The organism is Enterobacter sp. Bisph1, assembly GCF_000814905.1.
Classification (GTDB): domain Bacteria; phylum Pseudomonadota; class Gammaproteobacteria; order Enterobacterales; family Enterobacteriaceae; genus Kosakonia.
This window is the reverse complement of sequence record NZ_JXAG01000054.1, coordinates 34,508-53,055: the sequence shown is the minus strand read 5'-3', so window position 1 is coordinate 53,055 and position 18,548 is coordinate 34,508. Positions and strand designations below refer to the sequence as shown.

Genomic DNA, 18,548 nt, shown 5'->3' with positions numbered 1-18,548 from the left:
AGGGAAAACCCTATTTCACCGCTTTGCCCTTCAGTAACTTCCTGACCCACAAACGATTAGGATTCATTGCCGCCAGCGTTTCAGCGTCCAGCGGAATGGGCTCATTACTCATTTGCGATGCCAGAATCTCAGCCGCCAGCGGGGCGCTACATAGCCCGCGCGATCCCAGCGCCCCCAGCATAAACAGCCCCTGATATACCGGCGCGCTTACCGCCGTGGCAGGCTGTTCAGCCAGCGTGGCATAGGCGCTCAGCGTGGCGGCGTAATCCGCGACGTTGCCGACCATCGGCAGGTGATCGCGCGTGGCGCAACGTACGCCGCTGCGCGCCTCGCCCGCACTCACATCTACCTCTTTAGCCCATTCAGCCTGCGGCAAACAGTCGAGCAAACGCTGACGGTTGTGCTGCTGATCGGCCTCGCTGTAGGCCGTTTCTACTGCTCCACGATGATAACTGGCGCCGATACAGTGCTGCTGGTGATGAGGATGTTGCGGGGTCAAATAGCCATCGTAGCAGAGCACCTGGCGCAATGAGGCGAGCTGTGGCGTGGTAGGGATATGGCTGACCTGGCCTGCGACCGGATATACCGGCAGCTTTTCCGTTTGCGCGAAGTCGCTGATACGGTGTCCGTTCGCCAGCACCACCGTTGCATGTTCTCGCTGCTCGCCATGGTGAAAATGGAGCTGCCAGCCATCGTTTTCAGGCATTAACTGCGCCATATCGTAGCCATAATGGATCTGTAAACCTTGCTCACAGGCAAGGGCCAGCACCGCTGCCGTTAACTGCGCCGGGCAGAGCCAGCCTCCGGCGGGGTAAGTGATGCCGCCGCAGCCGGTTTCGACACCGCAAAGGGCTTGCGCCTCTTCACTGTCAACGCGCCGGGCGAGTTCTGTCGGCAGATCCAGCGTCAGCATCTGAACGATTTTATGTTGGCTTTTCTCATCCCAGCCAAGCTGCGTGACACCACACCATTGATGATCAAACTCAATGGGCAGGGCATCGTACAAACGACGAGCAAAGGTAAAGGCCGCCGGGAAGAAACGGGCAAGCGCCGGATCGTGGGCGCTTAACAACGGGTAGAGCGCGCCCTGGCGATTGCCGGAGGCGCCTTGCGCCGGTGCGTCGTCGGCGCAATAGAGGGTGACCTGCCAGCCGCGACGCAGCAGCGCCAGCGACAGCAGGGCGCTGGCAATTCCTCCGCCAAGCACGGCAACCTCACGCTGCGCGGTAGCGCTGCGGGTAAACCATGGCGCACGGGCGGGTGAAGTAAGTTCTTGTTCCATCACCCCGGTCAACATTTCGCGTTTGCGGCCAAAACCTTTGCATTTGTGCAGGGTGAAGCCCGCTTCCTGCAAACCGCGCCGGACAAATCCTGCCGAGGTAAAGGTTGCCAGCGTACCGCCGGGCCTGGCCAGACGCGCCATCGCCTGAAACAGATTCTGCGTCCACATATCCGGGTTTTTCGCTGGCGCAAACCCATCGAGGAACCAGGCGTCAACGCACTGATTCAGTGAATCGTCGAGTTGGTCAGTGAGCTCGTTAATATCGCCAAACCATAAATCCAGCGTCACCCGGCCCTCATCAAGCAGCAGGCGGTGGCAACCGGCGAAGGCAAGCGGCCACTGGGCCTGTAATTTTTCGGCCAGCGGAGCCAGTTCCGGCCAGTGTGCGTGGGCTTTACGCAAATCCTGGAGAGTAAGAGGAAATTTTTCAAAACTGATGAAATGTAATCTTTCCAGGGTAGCGTCGGGGTGCGCTGCGCGAAAAGTCGCAAACGCCTGCCAGAGCGTGAGGAAATTCAGACCGGTGCCAAATCCGCTCTCTGCCACCACAAAATAGGGGCGTGGATGTTCGGGAAAACGTGCTTTAAGACGGTTTCCGGCGAGAAAAACATAACGTGTTTCTTCCAGCCCGTTATCATTAGAGAAGTAGACGTCGTCAAAATCTCGGGAAACAGGTGTACCCTCAGCGTTGAATTCAAGGTTGGCAGATTGTATAGCGGTTTGTTTCACGTAAGTTACTCGTGCATCAGGCAGTGGCACGATCTTAACGAGGGACTAAGAAAGGTGCAAATTTCCTCGGAAAATGTCTGATCGGACTTGTTCGGCGTACAAGTGTACGCTATCTTGCGACTCGAAACTTAATTTAGTGCGACTTAGGGGTATTGAATGAAACGTGCAGTGATTACTGGCCTGGGCATCGTTTCCAGCATTGGTAACAACCAGCAGGAAGTCCTGGCATCTCTGCGTGAAGGACGCTCAGGGATCACATTTTCTCAGGAGCTGAAGGATTCCGGCATGCGCAGCCACGTGTGGGGCAATGTCAAACTGGATACCACTGGCCTCATCGACCGTAAAGTAGTGCGCTTTATGAGCGACGCCTCCGTGTATGCATTCCTTTCGATGGAACAGGCGATCGCCGACGCTGGCCTCGCTGACGAGGTCTACCAGAATAACCCGCGCGTTGGCCTGATTGCAGGTTCCGGCGGCGGCTCACCGAAATACCAGGTATTCGGCGCTGACGCCATGCGCAGCCCGCGCGGCCTGAAAGCTGTTGGCCCGTACGTGGTGACCAAAGCGATGGCTTCCGGCGTTTCTGCATGCCTCGCGACACCGTTTAAAATTCACGGCGTTAACTACTCCATCAGTTCCGCGTGCGCCACTTCTGCACATTGTATCGGTAACGCGGTAGAACAGATTCAACTGGGTAAACAGGACATCGTGTTTGCCGGCGGCGGCGAAGAGCTGTGCTGGGAAATGGCCTGCGAGTTCGACGCGATGGGCGCACTCTCAACCAAATATAACGAAACGCCGGAAAAAGCGTCACGTACCTATGATGCGAACCGCGATGGTTTCGTTATTGCCGGCGGCGGCGGTATGGTGGTGGTTGAAGAGCTGGAGCATGCGCTGGCGCGCGGCGCGCATATCTATGCGGAAATCGTCGGCTACGGCGCGACCTCCGACGGCGCGGACATGGTTGCTCCGTCAGGCGAAGGCGCAGTGCGCTGCATGAAGATGGCGATGCACGGCGTCGATACGCCGATTGACTACCTGAACTCCCACGGCACCTCAACGCCGGTTGGCGACGTGAAAGAGCTGGGAGCCATCCGTGAAGTGTTTGGCAACAACAGCCCGGCTATCTCGGCAACCAAAGCGATGACCGGCCACTCGCTGGGCGCTGCGGGCGTACAGGAAGCCATCTACTCGCTGCTGATGCTGGAGCACGGCTTTATCGCGCCGAGCATTAACGTCGAAGAGCTGGACGAGCAGGCTGCCGGTCTGAACATCGTCACCAAACCGACCGAGCAGAAACTGACGACCGTGATGTCCAACAGCTTCGGCTTTGGCGGCACCAACGCTACGCTGGTGATGCGTAAACTGCAGTAACGTATTACAGATGACTGAGGGGAGCCTGAGGCTCCCTTTTTTTATGCGTTGACAATCCCCATGGCGCGCAGGCAAACTCCTTTCGCAACATTATCATTATGATAATGCGTAAGCGTTCAACGTTAACCAACGCACCTTAATCCTGACACTCAGGTAGAGGGGGCGTGGTATTTTCTCATCCCGCCTTACTCTGCGTTATGGAGTAATGCATGTCTGTTGAAACTCACTCTGTTGGTTCCTCGTCAGCGAATGTCTCGCTGTTTCGTATCGCGTTTGCGGTATTTCTGACCTATATGACCGTTGGCTTGCCGCTGCCGGTGATCCCGCTCTTTGTCCACCAGCAGCTTGGCTATGGCAACACCATGGTCGGCATCGCGGTGGGGATTCAGTTTCTTGCCACCGTCTTAACGCGCGGCTATGCCGGGCGGCTGGCGGATCAGTTCGGCGCAAAGCGCTCGGCGCTGCAGGGAATGTTTGCCTGCGCGCTGGCGGGCGTTGCGTGGCTGCTGGCGGCGCTGTTACCCGTTGAGCCGATAGTCAAATTTCTATTATTGATTGTCGGACGCCTGATCCTCGGCTTTGGTGAAAGCCAGCTTCTGACCGGCACGCTAACCTGGGGGATGGGGCTGGTTGGCCCGGCCCGCTCCGGTAAAGTGATGTCGTGGAACGGCATGGCGATTTACGGCGCGCTGGCAGTGGGCGCACCGCTGGGTTTATTGATTCACAGTCGGTTCGGTTTTGCCGCCCTGGCCGCGACCACTATCGTTTTACCTTTTGTCGCCTGGGCGTTTAACGGCAGCGTGCGTAAAGTCCCGGCCCATGCGGGCGAGCGTCCCTCTCTGCTTAGCGTCGTCGGACTTATCTGGCAGCCGGGGCTGGGACTGGCGCTGCAGGGCGTGGGTTTTGCCGTGATTGGCACTTTCGTCTCCCTCTATTTCTCCAGTAACGGCTGGCCGATGGCGGGTTTTACCTTAACGGCGTTTGGCGGGGCGTTTGTGCTGATGCGCATCCTGTTTGGCTGGATGCCGGACCGCTTTGGCGGCGTGAGGGTAGCGATTGCCTCTCTGACCATTGAAACCGTCGGCCTGGTACTGTTATGGCAGGCGCACGGCGCGTGGATGGCGCTGCTCGGCGCGGCGTTAACCGGCTGCGGGTGTTCGCTTATCTTCCCGGCGCTGGGCGTGGAGGTGGTGAAACGCGTCCCGCCGCAGGTGCGCGGCACCGCACTTGGGGGTTATGCGGCGTTTCAGGACATCTCCTACGCCTTTACCGGCCCGCTGACCGGTCTGCTGGCAACCTCCCTGGGCTATCCCTCGGTGTTTCTTGCCGCGGCCGTCGCGGCGGTAACGGGCATCGTCGTAACGCTTATTGCTTTCCGTTCACCTGCGAAGGTGAGTAGCGAAAGCTAAACTCTGCAACCGGTTTCACAAAACGCGACCGCGGCGATGTCATGTCGTCGCGGGCTTGTTTATCCTTTGTTCACCATTGAGCGAAAGGAGAGAGATATGTCTGGTTTTAAAGCAGACTTTTTATGGGGTGGCGCCGTTGCCGCGCATCAACTGGAAGGCGGCTGGCAGGAAGGTGGCAAAGGGATTAGCGTTGCCGATGTGATGACCGCTGGCGCACACGGTGTGCCGCGTGAAATTACCGACGGTGTACTGCCGGGCAAAAATTACCCCAACCATGACGCCATCGATTTTTATCATCGCTACCAGGAAGACATTAAGCTATTTGCCGAAATGGGCTTTAAATGCTTTCGTACCTCCATTGCCTGGACGCGCATTTTCCCGAAAGGCGACGAACTGGAGCCAAACGAAGCCGGTCTACAGTTTTATGACGACCTGTTTGATGAGTGCCTGAAATACAATATTGAGCCGGTCATTACCCTTTCCCATTTCGAAATGCCTTATCACCTCGTCACCGAATATGGCGGCTGGCGCAACCGCAAACTTATCGACTTTTTTGTGCGCTTCGCGAAGGCCGTTTTCACCCGCTATCGCAGCAAGGTGAAATATTGGATGACCTTTAACGAAATTAACAATCAGGCCAACTACCACGAGGATTTCGCGCCGTTCACCAACTCGGGGGTGAAATATAAGCCCGGTGAAGATCGTGAAGTGACCATGTACCAGGCGGCGCACTACGAACTGGTGGCGAGCGCGCTGGCGGTGGAAGCCGGGCATCAAATCAATCCGGATTTCAAAATTGGCTGCATGATCGCCATGTGTCCGATTTACCCGCTCACCTGCGCACCGAACGATATGATGATGTCGGTATCAGCGATGCACCGTCGCTACTGGTTTACCGATGTGCACGTGCGCGGTTCTTACCCGCAGCATCTGCTTAATTATTTTGCCCGCCGCGAATTCAAACTCGATATCACCGAAGAGGATTTGCAGATCCTCACTCGCGGGCGCGTCGACTATATCGGCTTTAGCTATTACATGTCCTTCGTCACCAAAGCGACGGAAGATAATCCGCAGCTGGATTATGACGAAAGTAAAAGCCTGGTGGCGAATCCCTATGTCAAAGCGTCAGACTGGGGCTGGCAAATCGACCCGGTTGGCTTGCGCTACTCGCTGAACTATTTTTACGATATGTATCAGCTGCCGCTGTTTATTGTCGAAAACGGCTTTGGCGCGATTGATAAGCCGGAGAGCGACGGGGTAGTGAACGATCAGTACCGCATTGACTATATGCGTGATCACCTGCGTGAAATGAAAAAAGCGGTGGTGGAAGATGGCGTTGATTTAATGGGGTATACCCCGTGGGGCTGTATCGATCTGGTTTCGGCGGGCACCGGCGAAATGAAAAAACGCTACGGCTTAATTTATGTCGATAAAGATAACGACGGTAACGGTACGCTGGCGCGCAGCCGTAAAAAATCGTTCTGGTGGTACCAGGATGTGATCAAGCATAACGGTGACAATCTGTAAGTGCGTATCCCCTCCGCCGGAGGGGATTTTTTTAGCTGACCAGCCAGAAGAGAACCGCCACGATCATCAGGACGATAAAGAAAAAACCCGGACGGGTGGAAACCGCTTTAACCGCATCAACAATCGGCGCGACAAACGGCAGGTAGATCGGCTGAACGTCGTGCACCTCAAACATCCCGGACGCCCGCTCGGTGCGGCGTAAAAAGACCTGATTGAGAATGTCCTGCACCTGTGCCGGGGTCAGGATGGTCTGCGGCGTTGCCTGCCACGTTTGCTGCGCATACTCGGTAATACCACGCAGCTCATTGCCATCCAGCGGCTGTTTCAGCACGGTCTGAATAATTTGTAGCGTCGGTGCAGGATGGGTGCTTAACGTCTGTCGCGCCTGCAGCCAGGTCATTAGCGGCGCGAACTGTTTCGCCGGAATCAGCTCTCCGCTTTTCACCCCCGACAGCTCCAGCATTGATTGCCAGATTAGCTTGCCGGATTCCCCCGTCGCCGCCGCCAGCTTGGTGACCGCCTGGTTAAGGGAGTTGTGCTCCGCAGGCAGCAGCGGACGCTCGGTCGCCGGGCGCTGCTGCGGCTGAGGAATGGTTATCTGGTTATTTTGCAGCATCGTCAGCACGGTTTTAAGCTGCTGCGGCGTCAGCTGGCTTAGCGCCGTCTGGCCGAACTGCTGGCGAATGAAATCACTCACCGCCTGGCGATTATTACCCTGACTCAATAGCTCCGTCAGCTGTGATATGACCTGGCGAGTAGCATGATTTTGCGTGGCCGTCTCAACGCGCTGATTGAGGTGCTGTTCCGCCGCCGGAAAATGGCGCGAGAGCAGCGGCGCATCGTTCTTCAACCCTAAATCGTGCCTGATCCCCGCCCATACTTCAGCGCTCTGCTGCTGGGTAAGGGCTATCAGGCGAATAACCAGACGCTCCAGCACCGTGCGTTGCATGGTTGATAACGGCTGCTCGCCAGGGCGATTGGCGTTCTGCACTGGCTCGTGCCCGGGAGGGCGCGCGGGGGCACCCGGAATGGGTTGAATCATGGTTTCCTCTTACTATTCTCGCGTGGCGGTAGCGGCATTGCGGGTATGCCCGGCCGCGAGATTATGGCACACTTGCGCGCTCAACTCCCGTTCTCAAACAGGTACTGAAGCGTGAAAATCCTTGTTGATGAAAATATGCCTTACGCCCACGATCTTTTTCGTCGTTTGGGGGAGGTAAAAGCGGTTCCCGGTCGCCCGATCCCGCTGGCGGAACTGGCCGATGCGGACGCCCTGATGGTGCGATCCGTTACGAAGGTGAATGAGGATTTATTAAAAAATACGGGCATTAAATTTGTCGGTACGGCGACAGCCGGGACCGATCATGTGGATGAGGCGTGGCTGCAACAGGCCGGGATCGCCTTTTCCGCTGCGCCTGGCTGTAACGCCATTGCGGTCGTCGAGTATGTCTTCTCCTCACTGCTGATGCTGGCCGAGCGCGACGGCTTTGCGCTGCAGGATCGCACCGTCGGCATTGTCGGCGTTGGTAATGTTGGCGGTCGTCTGCAGGCGCGGCTGGAAGCGCTGGGGATCCGCACCTTACTGTGCGATCCGCCGCGTGCCGATCGCGGGGACGAAGGGGATTTTCGCAGCCTAGATGAACTGGTGCGTGAAGCCGATGTGCTGACCTTCCATACGCCGCTGTTTAAAGACGGGCCGTATAAAACGCTGCATCTGGCGGACGATGCGCTGCTCTCGCGCTTAAAGCCTGGCACTATTCTGATAAATGCCTGTCGCGGACCGGTAGTAGACAATGCGGCGCTGCTGCGCCATCTACAGGCCGGACAGGCCATCAGCGTAGTGCTGGATGTCTGGGAGCCGGAACCGGATCTCAACGTCGAATTGCTGAGCCGCGTCGACATTGGTACAGCCCATATTGCTGGCTACACATTAGAAGGAAAAGCGCGCGGCACCACGCAGGTCTTTGAAGCGTTTAGCGTTTTTTTAGACCAGCCGCGGCAGGTGGCGTTAGACACGCTGCTGCCCGCCCCGGAATTTGGCCGCATCACGCTGCATGGCCCCCTCGATCAGTCAACGCTAAAAAGGCTGGTTCATTTGGTGTATGATGTGCGCCGCGACGATGCGCTGCTGCGAAAAGTAGCGGGCACGCCGGGTGAGTTTGACAAGCTGCGTAAAAATTATCTTGAGCGCCGCGAATGGTCATCGCTGTCTGTGCAGTGTGATGACGCTAATGCAGCCGCGCTGCTGCAAAAGCTTGGCTTCAACGCCACGCATCACCCGGTAGGTTAATGACATCTTTTTGCTCCCTGCCGAATCGCGGCGGGGACGCTTTTTCTGGAGTAAATCACCATGTCTGAAGGCTGGAATATTGCCGTTCTCGGCGCGACGGGCGCTGTCGGGGAAGCTTTGCTCGATACGCTGGCGGAGCGCCAGTTCCCGGTAGGCGAACTGTATGCCCTGGGCCATGGCGACAGCATCGGTAAAAACCTGCGCTATGCCGGTAAAACCGTACGTGTACAAGATGTCGCTGAGTTTGACTGGACCCAGGCGCAGCTGGCTTTTTTTGTCGCTGGCGCGCAGGCCTCGGCGAGCTGGATTGAAGACGCAACCAACGCAGGTTGCCTGGTTATCGACTCCAGCGGTTTATTTGCGCTGGAGCCGGATGTCCCGCTGGTGGTACCGGACATTAATCCCTTTGTGCTGGCGGATTACCGTAACCGTAACATCATTGCCGTGCCGGACAGCCTCACCACGCAGCTGCTGGTGGCGCTGAAACCGCTGATTGATGAAGGTGGTTTTTCGCGGGTGAACGTCACCAGCATGCTGTCTGTTTCGCGCAATGGCAAACAGGCGGTGGATGCGCTGGCGGGGCAGAGCGCCAAGCTGTTGAACGGTATCCCGATTGATGACGACGACTACTTTGGCCGTCAGCTGGCGTTTAATATGTTGCCGCTGCTGCCGGATAGCGAAGGCAGCGTGCGTGAAGAGCGAGCCATCATCGATCAAACGCGTAAAATTTTGCAGGACGAAGGGCTGATGATCTCGGCAACCTGTGTGCAGTCGCCGGTGTTTTACGGTCATGCACAGATGGTGAGCTTTGAAGCTATGCGCCCGTTGGCGGCGGAAGAAGCCCGCGACGCGTTCGGCCGTTTTGAGGATATCGCCCTCTCCGATGCGACCAGTTTCCCGACCCAGGTCGGCGATGCTTCCGGCCAGGCGCATCTCTCTGTGGGCTGCGTGCGTAACGATTACGGGATGCCGGAACAGGTCTTGTTCTGGTCGGTCGCCGATAACGTGCGCTTTGGCGGCGCGCTGACGGCGGTAAAAATCGCTGAAAAACTGGTGCAGGAGTATCTGTACTGATGCAGGACGAGCTGAAAGCGCCGATCTACAAAATCGCTCTTGGCATTGAGTACGACGGCAGCAAGTATTACGGCTGGCAGCGTCAGCAGGAAGTGCGCAGCGTGCAGGAGAAGCTGGAAAAAGCGCTCTCGCAGGTCGCCAACGAGCCGATTAACGTCTTCTGCGCCGGTCGTACCGACGCGGGCGTACACGCAACGGGGCAGGTGGTGCATTTTGAAACCACCGCGCTGCGTAAAGATGCGGCCTGGACGCTGGGGGTAAATGCGAATTTACCTGGTGACATCGCGGTGCGTTGGGTAAAAAATGTGCCCGATGATTTTCATGCACGTTTTAGCGCCACGGCTCGCCGTTACCGTTACGTCATCTACAATCATCGATTACGTCCGGCGGTGCTCGGCCACGGCGTAACGCATTATCACCAGCCCCTTGACGCAGAGCGGATGCATCGTGCGGCGCAAAGCCTGCTGGGCGAAAACGACTTTACCTCGTTTCGCGCGGTGCAGTGTCAGTCGCGCACGCCGTGGCGCAACCTGATGCACATCAACGTCAGCCGGTTTGGTGCCTATATTGTGGTCGATATCAAAGCCAATGCCTTTGTACATCATATGGTCAGGAATATTGTCGGCAGCCTGATGGAAGTAGGTGCCCACAACCAGCCGGAGAGCTGGATAGCAGAACTGCTGGCGGTCAAGGACAGAACGCTGGCGGCAGCAACGGCAAAAGCGGAAGGGCTTTACCTGGTGTCGGTGGATTATCCCGCGCGATACGAACTTCCCGCTATGCCTATGGGTCCGCTCTTCCTGGCGGACTAGTCGCAATTGAAAAAGGCATAATTCGACATGGACTTAATACACTTCCTTATTGATTTCATCCTGCATATCGATGTGCATCTGGCGGAGCTGGTCGCGCAATATGGCATGTGGGTGTACGCGATTCTGTTTCTGATTCTGTTTTGCGAAACTGGCCTCGTGGTGACACCGTTTCTGCCGGGGGATTCTCTGCTGTTTGTCGCCGGTGCGCTGGCGTCGCTGGAGACCAACGATCTTAACGTCCATCTGATGGTGTTACTGATGCTGATTGCCGCGATTGTTGGCGATGCGGTGAACTACACCATTGGACGCTTGTTCGGCGAGCGCCTGTTCAGTAATCCGAACTCGAAAGTGTTCCGTCGCAGCTATCTCGATAAAACCCATCAGTTTTACGAGAAGCACGGCGGGAAAACCATTATCCTTGCGCGTTTCGTGCCGATTGTGCGTACTTTTGCGCCTTTTGTTGCCGGTATGGGCCATATGTCCTATCGCCATTTCGCCCTCTATAACGTAGCGGGCGCACTGCTGTGGGTGTTACTGTTTACCTACGCTGGCTATTTCTTTGGCACCATCCCTATGATTCAGGACAATCTTAAGCTGCTGATTGTAGGAATTATCGTAGTGTCTATACTTCCCGGTGTGTTTGAAGTTATCCGTCATCGTCGTGCGGCATCGCGGCAGGCAAAATAGTAACTCAGTGGCGGTTCGACCACTTTTTTATCCCAAGTTGCGAACCGTTATGTTTTAATGTGCACCATTTATGGGCTACCAGGTTCATGTATAAAGGTTATCAATGAGCTGGATTGAAAGAATTAAGAGCAATATTACCCCCACCCGTAAGGCGAGCATTCCTGAAGGCGTGTGGACAAAATGCGACAGCTGCGGCCAGGTGCTGTATCGCGCCGAGCTGGAGCGTAACCTTGAGGTCTGCCCGAAATGTGACCACCACATGCGGATGTCAGCGCGTAATCGCCTGCATAGCCTGCTGGATGAAGGTTCACTGGTAGAACTGGGTAGCGAACTTGAGCCGAAAGATGTGCTGAAGTTCCGCGACTCGAAAAAATACAAAGATCGTCTGGCGACGGCGCAGAAAGAGACCGGCGAGAAAGACGCGCTGGTGGTGATGAAGGGCACGCTGCACGGCATGCCGGTTGTCGCAGTGGCGTTTGAATTTGCTTTTATGGGCGGCTCTATGGGCTCGGTCGTTGGCGCGCGTTTTGTGCGTGCGGTCGAGCAGGCGCTGGAAGATAACTGCCCGCTGATCTGCTTCTCCGCTTCCGGCGGCGCGCGTATGCAGGAAGCGCTAATGTCGCTGATGCAGATGGCGAAAACCTCTGCGGCGCTGGCAAAAATGCAGGAGCGCGGTTTACCGTATATCTCCGTGCTGACGGACCCGACAATGGGCGGCGTCTCTGCAAGCTTCGCGATGCTGGGCGATCTGAACATTGCTGAACCGAAAGCGCTGATCGGCTTTGCCGGTCCGCGCGTGATTGAACAGACTGTACGTGAGAAACTGCCGCCGGGCTTCCAGCGCAGCGAGTTCCTCATCGAAAAAGGCGCGATTGATATGATTATCCGCCGCCCTGAATTGCGCCTGAAGCTGGCGCGTATTCTGGCGAAGCTGATGAATCTGCCCGCGCCGGATCCCGAGGAAATACCCGTGAGTACGGTGACTCCTTCCCCGGATAGTCAGGAAGGCGAAGCCTGATAACACCGAAAGGGCAGAGCTTACAGGCTCTGCCTTTTTGCTTATGGAAACGAAGAGAGTAGAGGGAATCATGGAGCCTAAAAACACCCTGCAAGCCACGTCGCCTCTGAACGCGTGGCTTTCTTATATGGAAAACCTGCACAGTAAAACCATCGATCTTGGCCTTGAGCGCGTAGGCCAGGTGGCGGCGCGTCTTGATGTGCTCCGTCCCGCACCCTTTGTTTTTACCGTTGCCGGAACCAATGGTAAGGGCACGACCTGTCGTACGCTTGAAGCTATCTTAATGGCAGCGGGCTATCGCGTTGGCGTATACAGTTCGCCGCATCTGGTGCGTTATACCGAACGGGTGCGCGTGCAGGGCGAAGAGCTGGCCGAGAGTGCGCATACCCACTCTTTCGCTGAGATTGAGGCCGCGCGCGGCGATATTTCCCTGAGCTATTTTGAATACGGCACCCTGTCGGCGCTGTGGCTGTTTAAACAGGCACAGCTTGACGTGGTGATTCTGGAAGTCGGCCTTGGCGGGCGCCTGGACGCCACCAATATTGTCGACGCTGATGTGGCCGCCGTCACCAGCATCGCCCTCGATCATATGGACTGGCTTGGCCCGGATCGCGAAAGTATTGGTCGCGAAAAAGCAGGCGTCTTCCGTGCTGGCAAACCTGCCGTAGTCGGCGAGCCGGATATGCCATACACCATTGCCGAGGTTGCGCAGGAAAAAGGCGCACTGCTGATGCGCTGCGGCGTTGACTGGCATTATCAAGTGAATGCGGACAGCTGGAGCTTTCGCGATGCGCAGGGCGAGCTGAGCGGACTGCCGCTGCCGCGCGTGCCGCAGCCTAATGCCGCGACGGCGCTGGCCGCGCTGCGTGCCAGCAAACTGGCGGTGAGCGAGCAGGCTATTCGGGACGGCATCGCTGCCGCGATTTTACCCGGCCGATTTGAAGTTGTGAGCGAGTCGCCACGCCTGATCCTCGACGTTGCCCACAATCCCCACGCCGCTGGCTATCTTGCCGGGCGTCTGGCGGCACAGCCAAAAACCGGACGCGTGCTGGCGGTGATCGGTATGCTGCATGATAAAGACATCGCCGGGACGCTCGCCTGTCTGGAGCCGGTGGTCGATAGCTGGTATTGTGCCCCTCTGGAAGGGCCGCGCGGTGCGACGGCGGAGCAGCTGCTTGAGCACCTGAAATCCGGTCGTGCATGGCCGGATGTTGCGCAGGCCTGGCGGGCGGCAATGGCGGACGCCGACGCCTGCGATACGGTGCTGGTGTGTGGCTCGTTCCACACGGTAGCGCATGTCATGGAAGCAATGGAGGAGGCGGGGAGAACCGGTGGCAAGTAAGTTTCAAAACCGTTTAATGGGTACCATTGTGCTGGTCGCGCTCGGGGTGATTATTCTCCCCGGGCTGCTCGACGGGCAGAAAAAGCATTATCAGGATGAGTTCGCGGCGATCCCGCTGGTGCCGAAACCCGGCGATCGTGATGAGCCGGATATGATGCCTGCGGCAACGCAGGCCCTGCCGGCACAGCCGCCAGAAGGCGCGGCGGAAGAGGTGCGCGCCGGCGACGCGGCAGCGCCATCGCTGGCGTCATCGCGCCTGGCGGCCAACGGCAGCCCGGAAGCGGTCATTACCAGCCCGCCGACAGAACAGCCGAAGCCAAAAGCGAAACCTGCTGACAAGCCGCAGCCGAAACCGCAGCAGACCCAGCCGCCCGCCGCGCAGCAGCAGACGGCGGCAAGCGAAACGCCGGTGAAAGCGCAGGAGGATAAATCTGCGCCGACCGGCAAAGCGTATGTCGTGCAGCTGGGCGCGTTAAAGAACGCCGATAAAGTGAATGAAGTGGTGGGCAAATTGCGTAGCGCAGGCTATCGCGTTTATACGTCGCCGACGACACCGGTTCAGGGTAAAATCACCCGCATCCTGGTAGGACCGGATGCTTCACGGGACAAACTGAAAGACTCCCTCGGCGAGCTTAAACAGATTTCGGGCTTAAGCGGCGTGGTGATGAATTACAGTGCGAATTGAGGGCTAAACCTCACCGTTTTATAGCGCAAAAAATCCTATAACGCGGCGAGAAAACCCCTTAATCAGCATGCCCAAAGAGGCTAACCTGGCGATGGCGTTGAATATTTTTTCAGCGCCATTTTTATTTCCGCGGGGGAAGGAAATCCCTACGCAAACGTTTTCTTTTTCTGTTAGAATGCGCCCCGAACTGGACGACAGGGCGTAAAATCGTGGGACACATATGGTCTGGATTGATTACGCCATCATTGCGGTGATTGGTTTTTCTTGTCTGGTAAGCTTGATCCGCGGCTTTGTTCGTGAAGCGTTATCGCTGGTGACATGGGGTTGTGCTTTCTTTGTCGCCAGTCATTACTACACTTACCTGTCTGTTTGGTTTACGGGCTTTGAAGATGAACTGGTGCGCAATGGTATTGCCATCGCCGCGCTGTTTATCGCGACGCTGATTGTTGGCGCTATCGTTAACTATGTTATCGGTACGCTGGTGGAGAAAACCGGCCTGTCGGGTACAGACAGGGTGTTGGGGATCTGTTTTGGTGCGCTTCGCGGTGCGCTGATCGTCGCCGCCATTCTGTTCTTTCTGGATACCTTTACGGGCCTGTCGAAAAGCGAAGACTGGCAAAAGTCGCAGCTTATCCCGCAGTTCAGCTTCATTATCAGATGGTTCTTTGACTATCTGCAAAGCTCGTCGAGTTTCTTGCCCAGGGTGTAAGCTCTGCGATGTGGCTTAGAGTTTGGTTAATTAGGCTGTTTGTTGAGCCTCGTTAAACCGGGACAGCGCTAACCCTGTGCGTACTATGGTACGCGTCGGCGGTGGTGCTGTTCTTCGTTAAACGGCTTGCGTTACGCCTAATCAACCAAACTCTTAACGAGGAAAAGACGTATGTGCGGTATTGTCGGTATCGCCGGTTTTATGCCGGTAAACCAGTCGATTTATGACGCGTTGACGGTGCTTCAGCACCGTGGGCAGGATGCTGCGGGCATCATTACCATTGATGCCAATAACTGTTTCCGTCTGCGTAAAGCGAACGGTATGGTCAGTGACATATTTGAAGCCCGCCATATGCAACGGATGCAGGGCAATATGGGAATAGGTCACGTACGTTATCCCACCGCGGGCAGCTCCAGCGCCTCCGAAGCCCAGCCTTTTTACGTTAACTCCCCGTACGGCATCACCCTTGCGCATAACGGCAACCTGACCAACGCCCACGAACTGCGTAAGAAGCTGTTCGAAGAGAAGCGCCGTCACATTAACACCACCTCGGATTCTGAAATCCTGCTCAATATCTTCGCCAGCGAGCTGGACAACTTCCGTCACTATCCGCTGGAAGCCGACAATATTTTTGCCGCCGTTGCCGCCACTAACCGCCAAATCCGCGGCGCTTATGCCTGTGTGGCGATGATTATCGGCCACGGCATGGTTGCGTTTCGCGATCCGAACGGTATTCGCCCGCTGGTGCTGGGCAAACGCGAGATTGGCGATGGGCGCACAGAGTATATGGTGGCCTCGGAAAGCGTGGCTCTTGATACGCTGGGCTTTGAGTTCCTGCGCGATATCGCGCCGGGTGAAGCGGTCTATATCACCGAAAAAGGTCAGCTCTTTACCCGCCAGTGTGCCGATAACCCGGTCAGCAATCCTTGCCTGTTCGAATACGTTTACTTCGCCCGTCCGGATTCGTTTATCGATAAAATTTCCGTCTACAGCGCCCGCGTCAATATGGGTACCAAGCTGGGCGAGAAAATTGCCCGCGAGTGGGAAGATCTGGATATTGATGTGGTTATCCCGATCCCGGAAACCTCCTGCGATATCGCGCTGGAAATCGCCCGCATCCTCGGCAAGCCCTACCGCCAGGGCTTTGTGAAAAACCGCTACGTTGGCCGTACCTTTATCATGCCGGGCCAGCAGCTGCGCCGTAAATCAGTACGCCGCAAGCTCAACGCTAACCGCGCCGAGTTCCGTGATAAAAACGTCCTGCTGGTGGATGACTCCATCGTGCGCGGCACCACCTCCGAGCAAATTATCGAGATGGCCCGTGAAGCCGGGGCGAAGAAAGTCTATCTCGCCTCTGCTGCGCCGGAAATTCGCTTCCCGAATGTCTACGGTATCGATATGCCAACGGCGAATGAGCTGATTGCTCACGGTCGCGAAGTGGATGAAATTCGCCAAATCATTGGTGCTGACGGGTTGATTTTCCAGGATCTGAACGATCTGATTGACGCGGTACGCGCCGAGAACCCGGATATTCAGCAGTTCGAATGTTCGGTGTTTAACGGGATTTATGTCACCAAAGATGTCGATCAGCAGTACCTCGATTATCTCGATTCCCTGCGTAACGACGATGCCAAAGCGGTGCAGCTGCAGAACGAAGTAGAAAGTTTAGAGATGCACAACGAAGGTTAATCCTCGCGCGCCCCTCTCTTGAGGGGCGCAAGCAGTTGCAACGCCCTCTATATTCAGGCAAAGTTCGTCCGATAGCAAAGGGGCAACAATCATGAAACGACTCATTGTGGGCATCTCTGGCGCCAGCGGCGCTCTTTATGGCGTGCGCCTGCTGCAGGTGCTGCAGGATGTCGCCGACGTAGAAACCCACCTGGTGATGAGTCAGGCTGCCCGGCAAACCCTCTCTCTGGAAACGGACTACTCCCTGCGCGATGTGCAATCGCTGGCCAACGTCGTGCATGACGCCCGCGATATTGCCGCCAGCATCTCATCCGGCTCGTATAAAACCGCTGGCATGGTGATTCTGCCCTGTTCGATTAAAACCCTTTCCGGCATTGTCCACAGCTACACCGATAGCCTGTTGACCCGCGCGGCGGACGTGGTGCTGAAAGAGCGTCGCCCGTTGGTGCTGTGCGTGCGCGAGACGCCGTTGCACCTGGGACACTTGCGTTTGATGACCCAGGCGGCGGAACTTGGCGCGGTTATTATGCCGCCGGTACCGGCGTTTTATCATCGTCCGCAGAGCGTACTGGACATTGTCGATCAAACCGTGAACCGCGTGCTGGATCAGTTCGATATTGAGTTGCCGCAGGACCTTTTTACCCGCTGGCAAGGGAGCAATGTCGCAAAATAGTGCGCTGCCCGTCGGCATGCGCTTTTTTGGGGCAATTCTGCAACCGCGATCATATCCTCAACATTTAATTCTCTTTTCCCTGCCTTTCCCCTGCGGTTCGTTCACCAGAGCTGCTATCTTTCATCATTAAGCAACTTTGCAACGTTTTATTAACATATTTAACGCCGTGTTTTACCGCCTGCGGGAAACTGGCATAAGACCTGCAAGGTAATGGCAGCAACACACAACACAACGCAATACACAATAAAAACAGAATACTTGAGGGTAATGTATGAAGAAGACGGTTCTCGCGCTCTCTTTACTGCTGGGCTTGTCAGTAACAGCCAGCGTCTCTGCAGCGCTTCCCCAGACGGTACGTATCGGGACGGACGCCACTTACGCGCCATTCTCATCGAAAGATGCGAAAGGGGACTTCGTGGGCTTTGATATCGATCTCGGTAATGAAATGTGCAAGCGCATTCACGTGAAATGTACCTGGGTAGGTAGCGATTTCGATGCGCTGATCCCGTCGCTGAAAGCGAAGAAAATCGATGCCATTATCTCCTCTTTATCGATTACGGAAAAACGCCAACAAGAGATAGCCTTCTCGGACAAGCTCTACGCTGCCGATTCGCGCCTGATTGCCGCCAAAGGCTCACCGATTCAGCCGACGCTGGAGTCGCTGAAGGGCAAACACGTAGGCGTACTGCAGGGCTCCACCCAGGAAGGTTTTGCCAATGATACCTGGCGCAGCAAAGGCATCGACGTGGTGGCTTATCAAAACCAGGATTTGATCTACTCTGACCTCGCCGCTGGCCGTCTGGACGCTGCGTTCCAGGATGAAGTCGCCGCCAGCGAAGGCTTCCTAAAACAGCCAGCCGGGAAAGAATTCGCCTTTGCGGGTCCGTCGGTAAAAGATAAAAAATACTTTGGCGACGGCACCGGGATCGGTATGCGTAAAGATGATACCGAGCTGAAAGCGGCTTTTGATAAAGCCTTTGCCGAACTGCGTAAAGACGGCACCTACGACAAACTCGCTAAAAAGTATTTCGACTTTAACGTCTACGGCGAATAAGACTGCCGATCCGTGAGGGATCGGAAGGGAAACTCTGCGCCATGTAGAAACTGTGCATGGTGCAGAGATACGGTAAATGTTCCACAGTGGTGCGCAACCTGCTCTTTGATGGTGCATTGATGCATAGTTAAGCAATCACACTGCAAATTAAGCCATTTCCCCGGCATAATCTTTTGCCATGCCGGGCCATATAA

At 56.2% G+C, this 18,548-nt stretch carries 16 protein-coding genes; 14 read left to right on the top strand and 2 right to left on the bottom strand.

What is annotated here, in order from left to right; all coding sequences use genetic code 11:
- Window positions 1-10: 10 nt before the first annotated feature.
- Entirely contained in the window at window positions 11-2,011 is a 2,001-nt protein-coding gene (mnmC, locus tag RW65_RS21085) for a bifunctional tRNA (5-methylaminomethyl-2-thiouridine)(34)-methyltransferase MnmC2/FAD-dependent 5-carboxymethylaminomethyl-2-thiouridine(34) oxidoreductase MnmC1 (protein WP_039058814.1), read from the bottom strand.
- Window positions 2,012-2,167: 156 nt separating this feature from the next.
- Here mnmC and fabB point away from each other — a divergent pair, with 156 nt between their 5' ends.
- From fabB to RW65_RS21070, 3 genes are all read left to right on the top strand, one after another.
- Window positions 2,168-3,385 carry a beta-ketoacyl-ACP synthase I gene (fabB, locus tag RW65_RS21080; protein WP_039058813.1) on the top strand — a complete coding sequence of 406 codons (1,218 nt, stop codon included), beginning with the start codon at window positions 2,168-2,170 and terminating at the stop codon, window positions 3,383-3,385.
- A 209-nt stretch (window positions 3,386-3,594) separates the two neighbouring features.
- Window positions 3,595-4,794 carry an MFS transporter gene (locus tag RW65_RS21075; RefSeq protein ID WP_039058812.1) on the top strand — a complete coding sequence of 400 codons (1,200 nt, stop codon included), beginning with the start codon at window positions 3,595-3,597 and terminating at the stop codon, window positions 4,792-4,794.
- 96 nt (window positions 4,795-4,890) lie between these two features.
- Complete coding sequence (locus RW65_RS21070) at window positions 4,891-6,321, top strand: 6-phospho-beta-glucosidase (protein WP_039058811.1); 1,431 nt, start codon at window positions 4,891-4,893, stop codon at window positions 6,319-6,321.
- 31 nt (window positions 6,322-6,352) lie between these two features.
- Here RW65_RS21070 and flk read toward each other — a convergent pair whose 3' ends face one another.
- Window positions 6,353-7,360 (bottom strand): flagella biosynthesis regulator Flk, encoded by a 1,008-nt coding sequence (gene flk / locus RW65_RS21065; RefSeq protein WP_039058878.1) that lies wholly within the window; start codon window positions 7,358-7,360, stop codon window positions 6,353-6,355.
- Between the two features lie 114 nt (window positions 7,361-7,474).
- Here flk and pdxB point away from each other — a divergent pair, with 114 nt between their 5' ends.
- From pdxB to argT, 11 genes are all read left to right on the top strand, one after another.
- Window positions 7,475-8,611, top strand: coding sequence for a 4-phosphoerythronate dehydrogenase PdxB (pdxB, locus tag RW65_RS21060; RefSeq protein ID WP_039058810.1), 1,137 nt, complete (start codon window positions 7,475-7,477; stop codon window positions 8,609-8,611).
- Between the two features lie 60 nt (window positions 8,612-8,671).
- Window positions 8,672-9,685 carry an aspartate-semialdehyde dehydrogenase gene (locus tag RW65_RS21055; RefSeq protein ID WP_039058809.1) on the top strand — a complete coding sequence of 338 codons (1,014 nt, stop codon included), beginning with the start codon at window positions 8,672-8,674 and terminating at the stop codon, window positions 9,683-9,685.
- Window positions 9,685-10,497, top strand: a complete 813-nt coding sequence (truA, locus tag RW65_RS21050; protein ID WP_039058807.1) for a tRNA pseudouridine(38-40) synthase TruA — start codon at window positions 9,685-9,687, stop codon at window positions 10,495-10,497. The genes RW65_RS21055 and truA overlap by 1 nt, the downstream gene beginning before the upstream one ends.
- Before the next feature lie 27 nt (window positions 10,498-10,524).
- A complete protein-coding gene (locus RW65_RS21045) occupies window positions 10,525-11,184 on the top strand; it encodes a DedA family protein (protein ID WP_039058806.1) in 660 nt (219 codons plus the stop codon).
- A 103-nt stretch (window positions 11,185-11,287) separates the two neighbouring features.
- Window positions 11,288-12,202: an acetyl-CoA carboxylase, carboxyltransferase subunit beta gene (accD, locus tag RW65_RS21040; protein WP_039058804.1), complete on the top strand. Its 915-nt coding sequence runs from the start codon at window positions 11,288-11,290 to the stop codon at window positions 12,200-12,202.
- A gap of 70 nt (window positions 12,203-12,272) precedes the next feature.
- A complete protein-coding gene (gene folC / locus RW65_RS21035; protein WP_039058803.1) occupies window positions 12,273-13,544 on the top strand; it encodes a bifunctional tetrahydrofolate synthase/dihydrofolate synthase in 1,272 nt (423 codons plus the stop codon).
- The gene (gene dedD / locus RW65_RS21030; protein ID WP_039058802.1) at window positions 13,534-14,229 is read left to right on the top strand and encodes a cell division protein DedD; all 696 of its coding nucleotides are present in this window, start codon (window positions 13,534-13,536) and stop codon (window positions 14,227-14,229) included. The genes folC and dedD overlap by 11 nt, the downstream gene beginning before the upstream one ends.
- Window positions 14,230-14,449: 220 nt before the next feature.
- The gene (cvpA, locus tag RW65_RS21025) at window positions 14,450-14,938 is read left to right on the top strand and encodes a colicin V production protein (protein ID WP_039058801.1); all 489 of its coding nucleotides are present in this window, start codon (window positions 14,450-14,452) and stop codon (window positions 14,936-14,938) included.
- A gap of 171 nt (window positions 14,939-15,109) precedes the next feature.
- Window positions 15,110-16,627, top strand: a complete 1,518-nt coding sequence (purF, locus tag RW65_RS21020; protein WP_039058800.1) for an amidophosphoribosyltransferase — start codon at window positions 15,110-15,112, stop codon at window positions 16,625-16,627.
- Window positions 16,628-16,718: 91 nt separating this feature from the next.
- On the top strand, window positions 16,719-17,300 hold the full coding sequence (locus tag RW65_RS21015) for a UbiX family flavin prenyltransferase (protein ID WP_039058799.1): 582 nt from the start codon (window positions 16,719-16,721) through the stop codon (window positions 17,298-17,300).
- Between the two features lie 271 nt (window positions 17,301-17,571).
- Window positions 17,572-18,354 (top strand): lysine/arginine/ornithine ABC transporter substrate-binding protein ArgT, encoded by a 783-nt coding sequence (gene argT, locus RW65_RS21010; protein ID WP_039058798.1) that lies wholly within the window; start codon window positions 17,572-17,574, stop codon window positions 18,352-18,354.
- Window positions 18,355-18,548: the final 194 nt, after the last annotated feature.

Coding starts and splice junctions, on each gene's coding strand:
- fabB (WP_039058813.1), top strand. CDS start 2,168: ATGAAACGTGCAGTGATTACTGGCCTGGGCATCGTTTCCAGCATTGGT.
- RW65_RS21075 (WP_039058812.1), top strand. CDS start 3,595: ATGTCTGTTGAAACTCACTCTGTTGGTTCCTCGTCAGCGAATGTCTCG.
- RW65_RS21070 (WP_039058811.1), top strand. CDS start 4,891: ATGTCTGGTTTTAAAGCAGACTTTTTATGGGGTGGCGCCGTTGCCGCG.
- RW65_RS21055 (WP_039058809.1), top strand. CDS start 8,672: ATGTCTGAAGGCTGGAATATTGCCGTTCTCGGCGCGACGGGCGCTGTC.
- truA (WP_039058807.1), top strand. CDS start 9,685: ATGCAGGACGAGCTGAAAGCGCCGATCTACAAAATCGCTCTTGGCATT.
- RW65_RS21045 (WP_039058806.1), top strand. CDS start 10,525: ATGGACTTAATACACTTCCTTATTGATTTCATCCTGCATATCGATGTG.
- accD (WP_039058804.1), top strand. CDS start 11,288: ATGAGCTGGATTGAAAGAATTAAGAGCAATATTACCCCCACCCGTAAG.
- folC (WP_039058803.1), top strand. CDS start 12,273: ATGGAGCCTAAAAACACCCTGCAAGCCACGTCGCCTCTGAACGCGTGG.
- cvpA (WP_039058801.1), top strand. CDS start 14,450: ATGGTCTGGATTGATTACGCCATCATTGCGGTGATTGGTTTTTCTTGT.
- purF (WP_039058800.1), top strand. CDS start 15,110: ATGTGCGGTATTGTCGGTATCGCCGGTTTTATGCCGGTAAACCAGTCG.
- RW65_RS21015 (WP_039058799.1), top strand. CDS start 16,719: ATGAAACGACTCATTGTGGGCATCTCTGGCGCCAGCGGCGCTCTTTAT.
- argT (WP_039058798.1), top strand. CDS start 17,572: ATGAAGAAGACGGTTCTCGCGCTCTCTTTACTGCTGGGCTTGTCAGTA.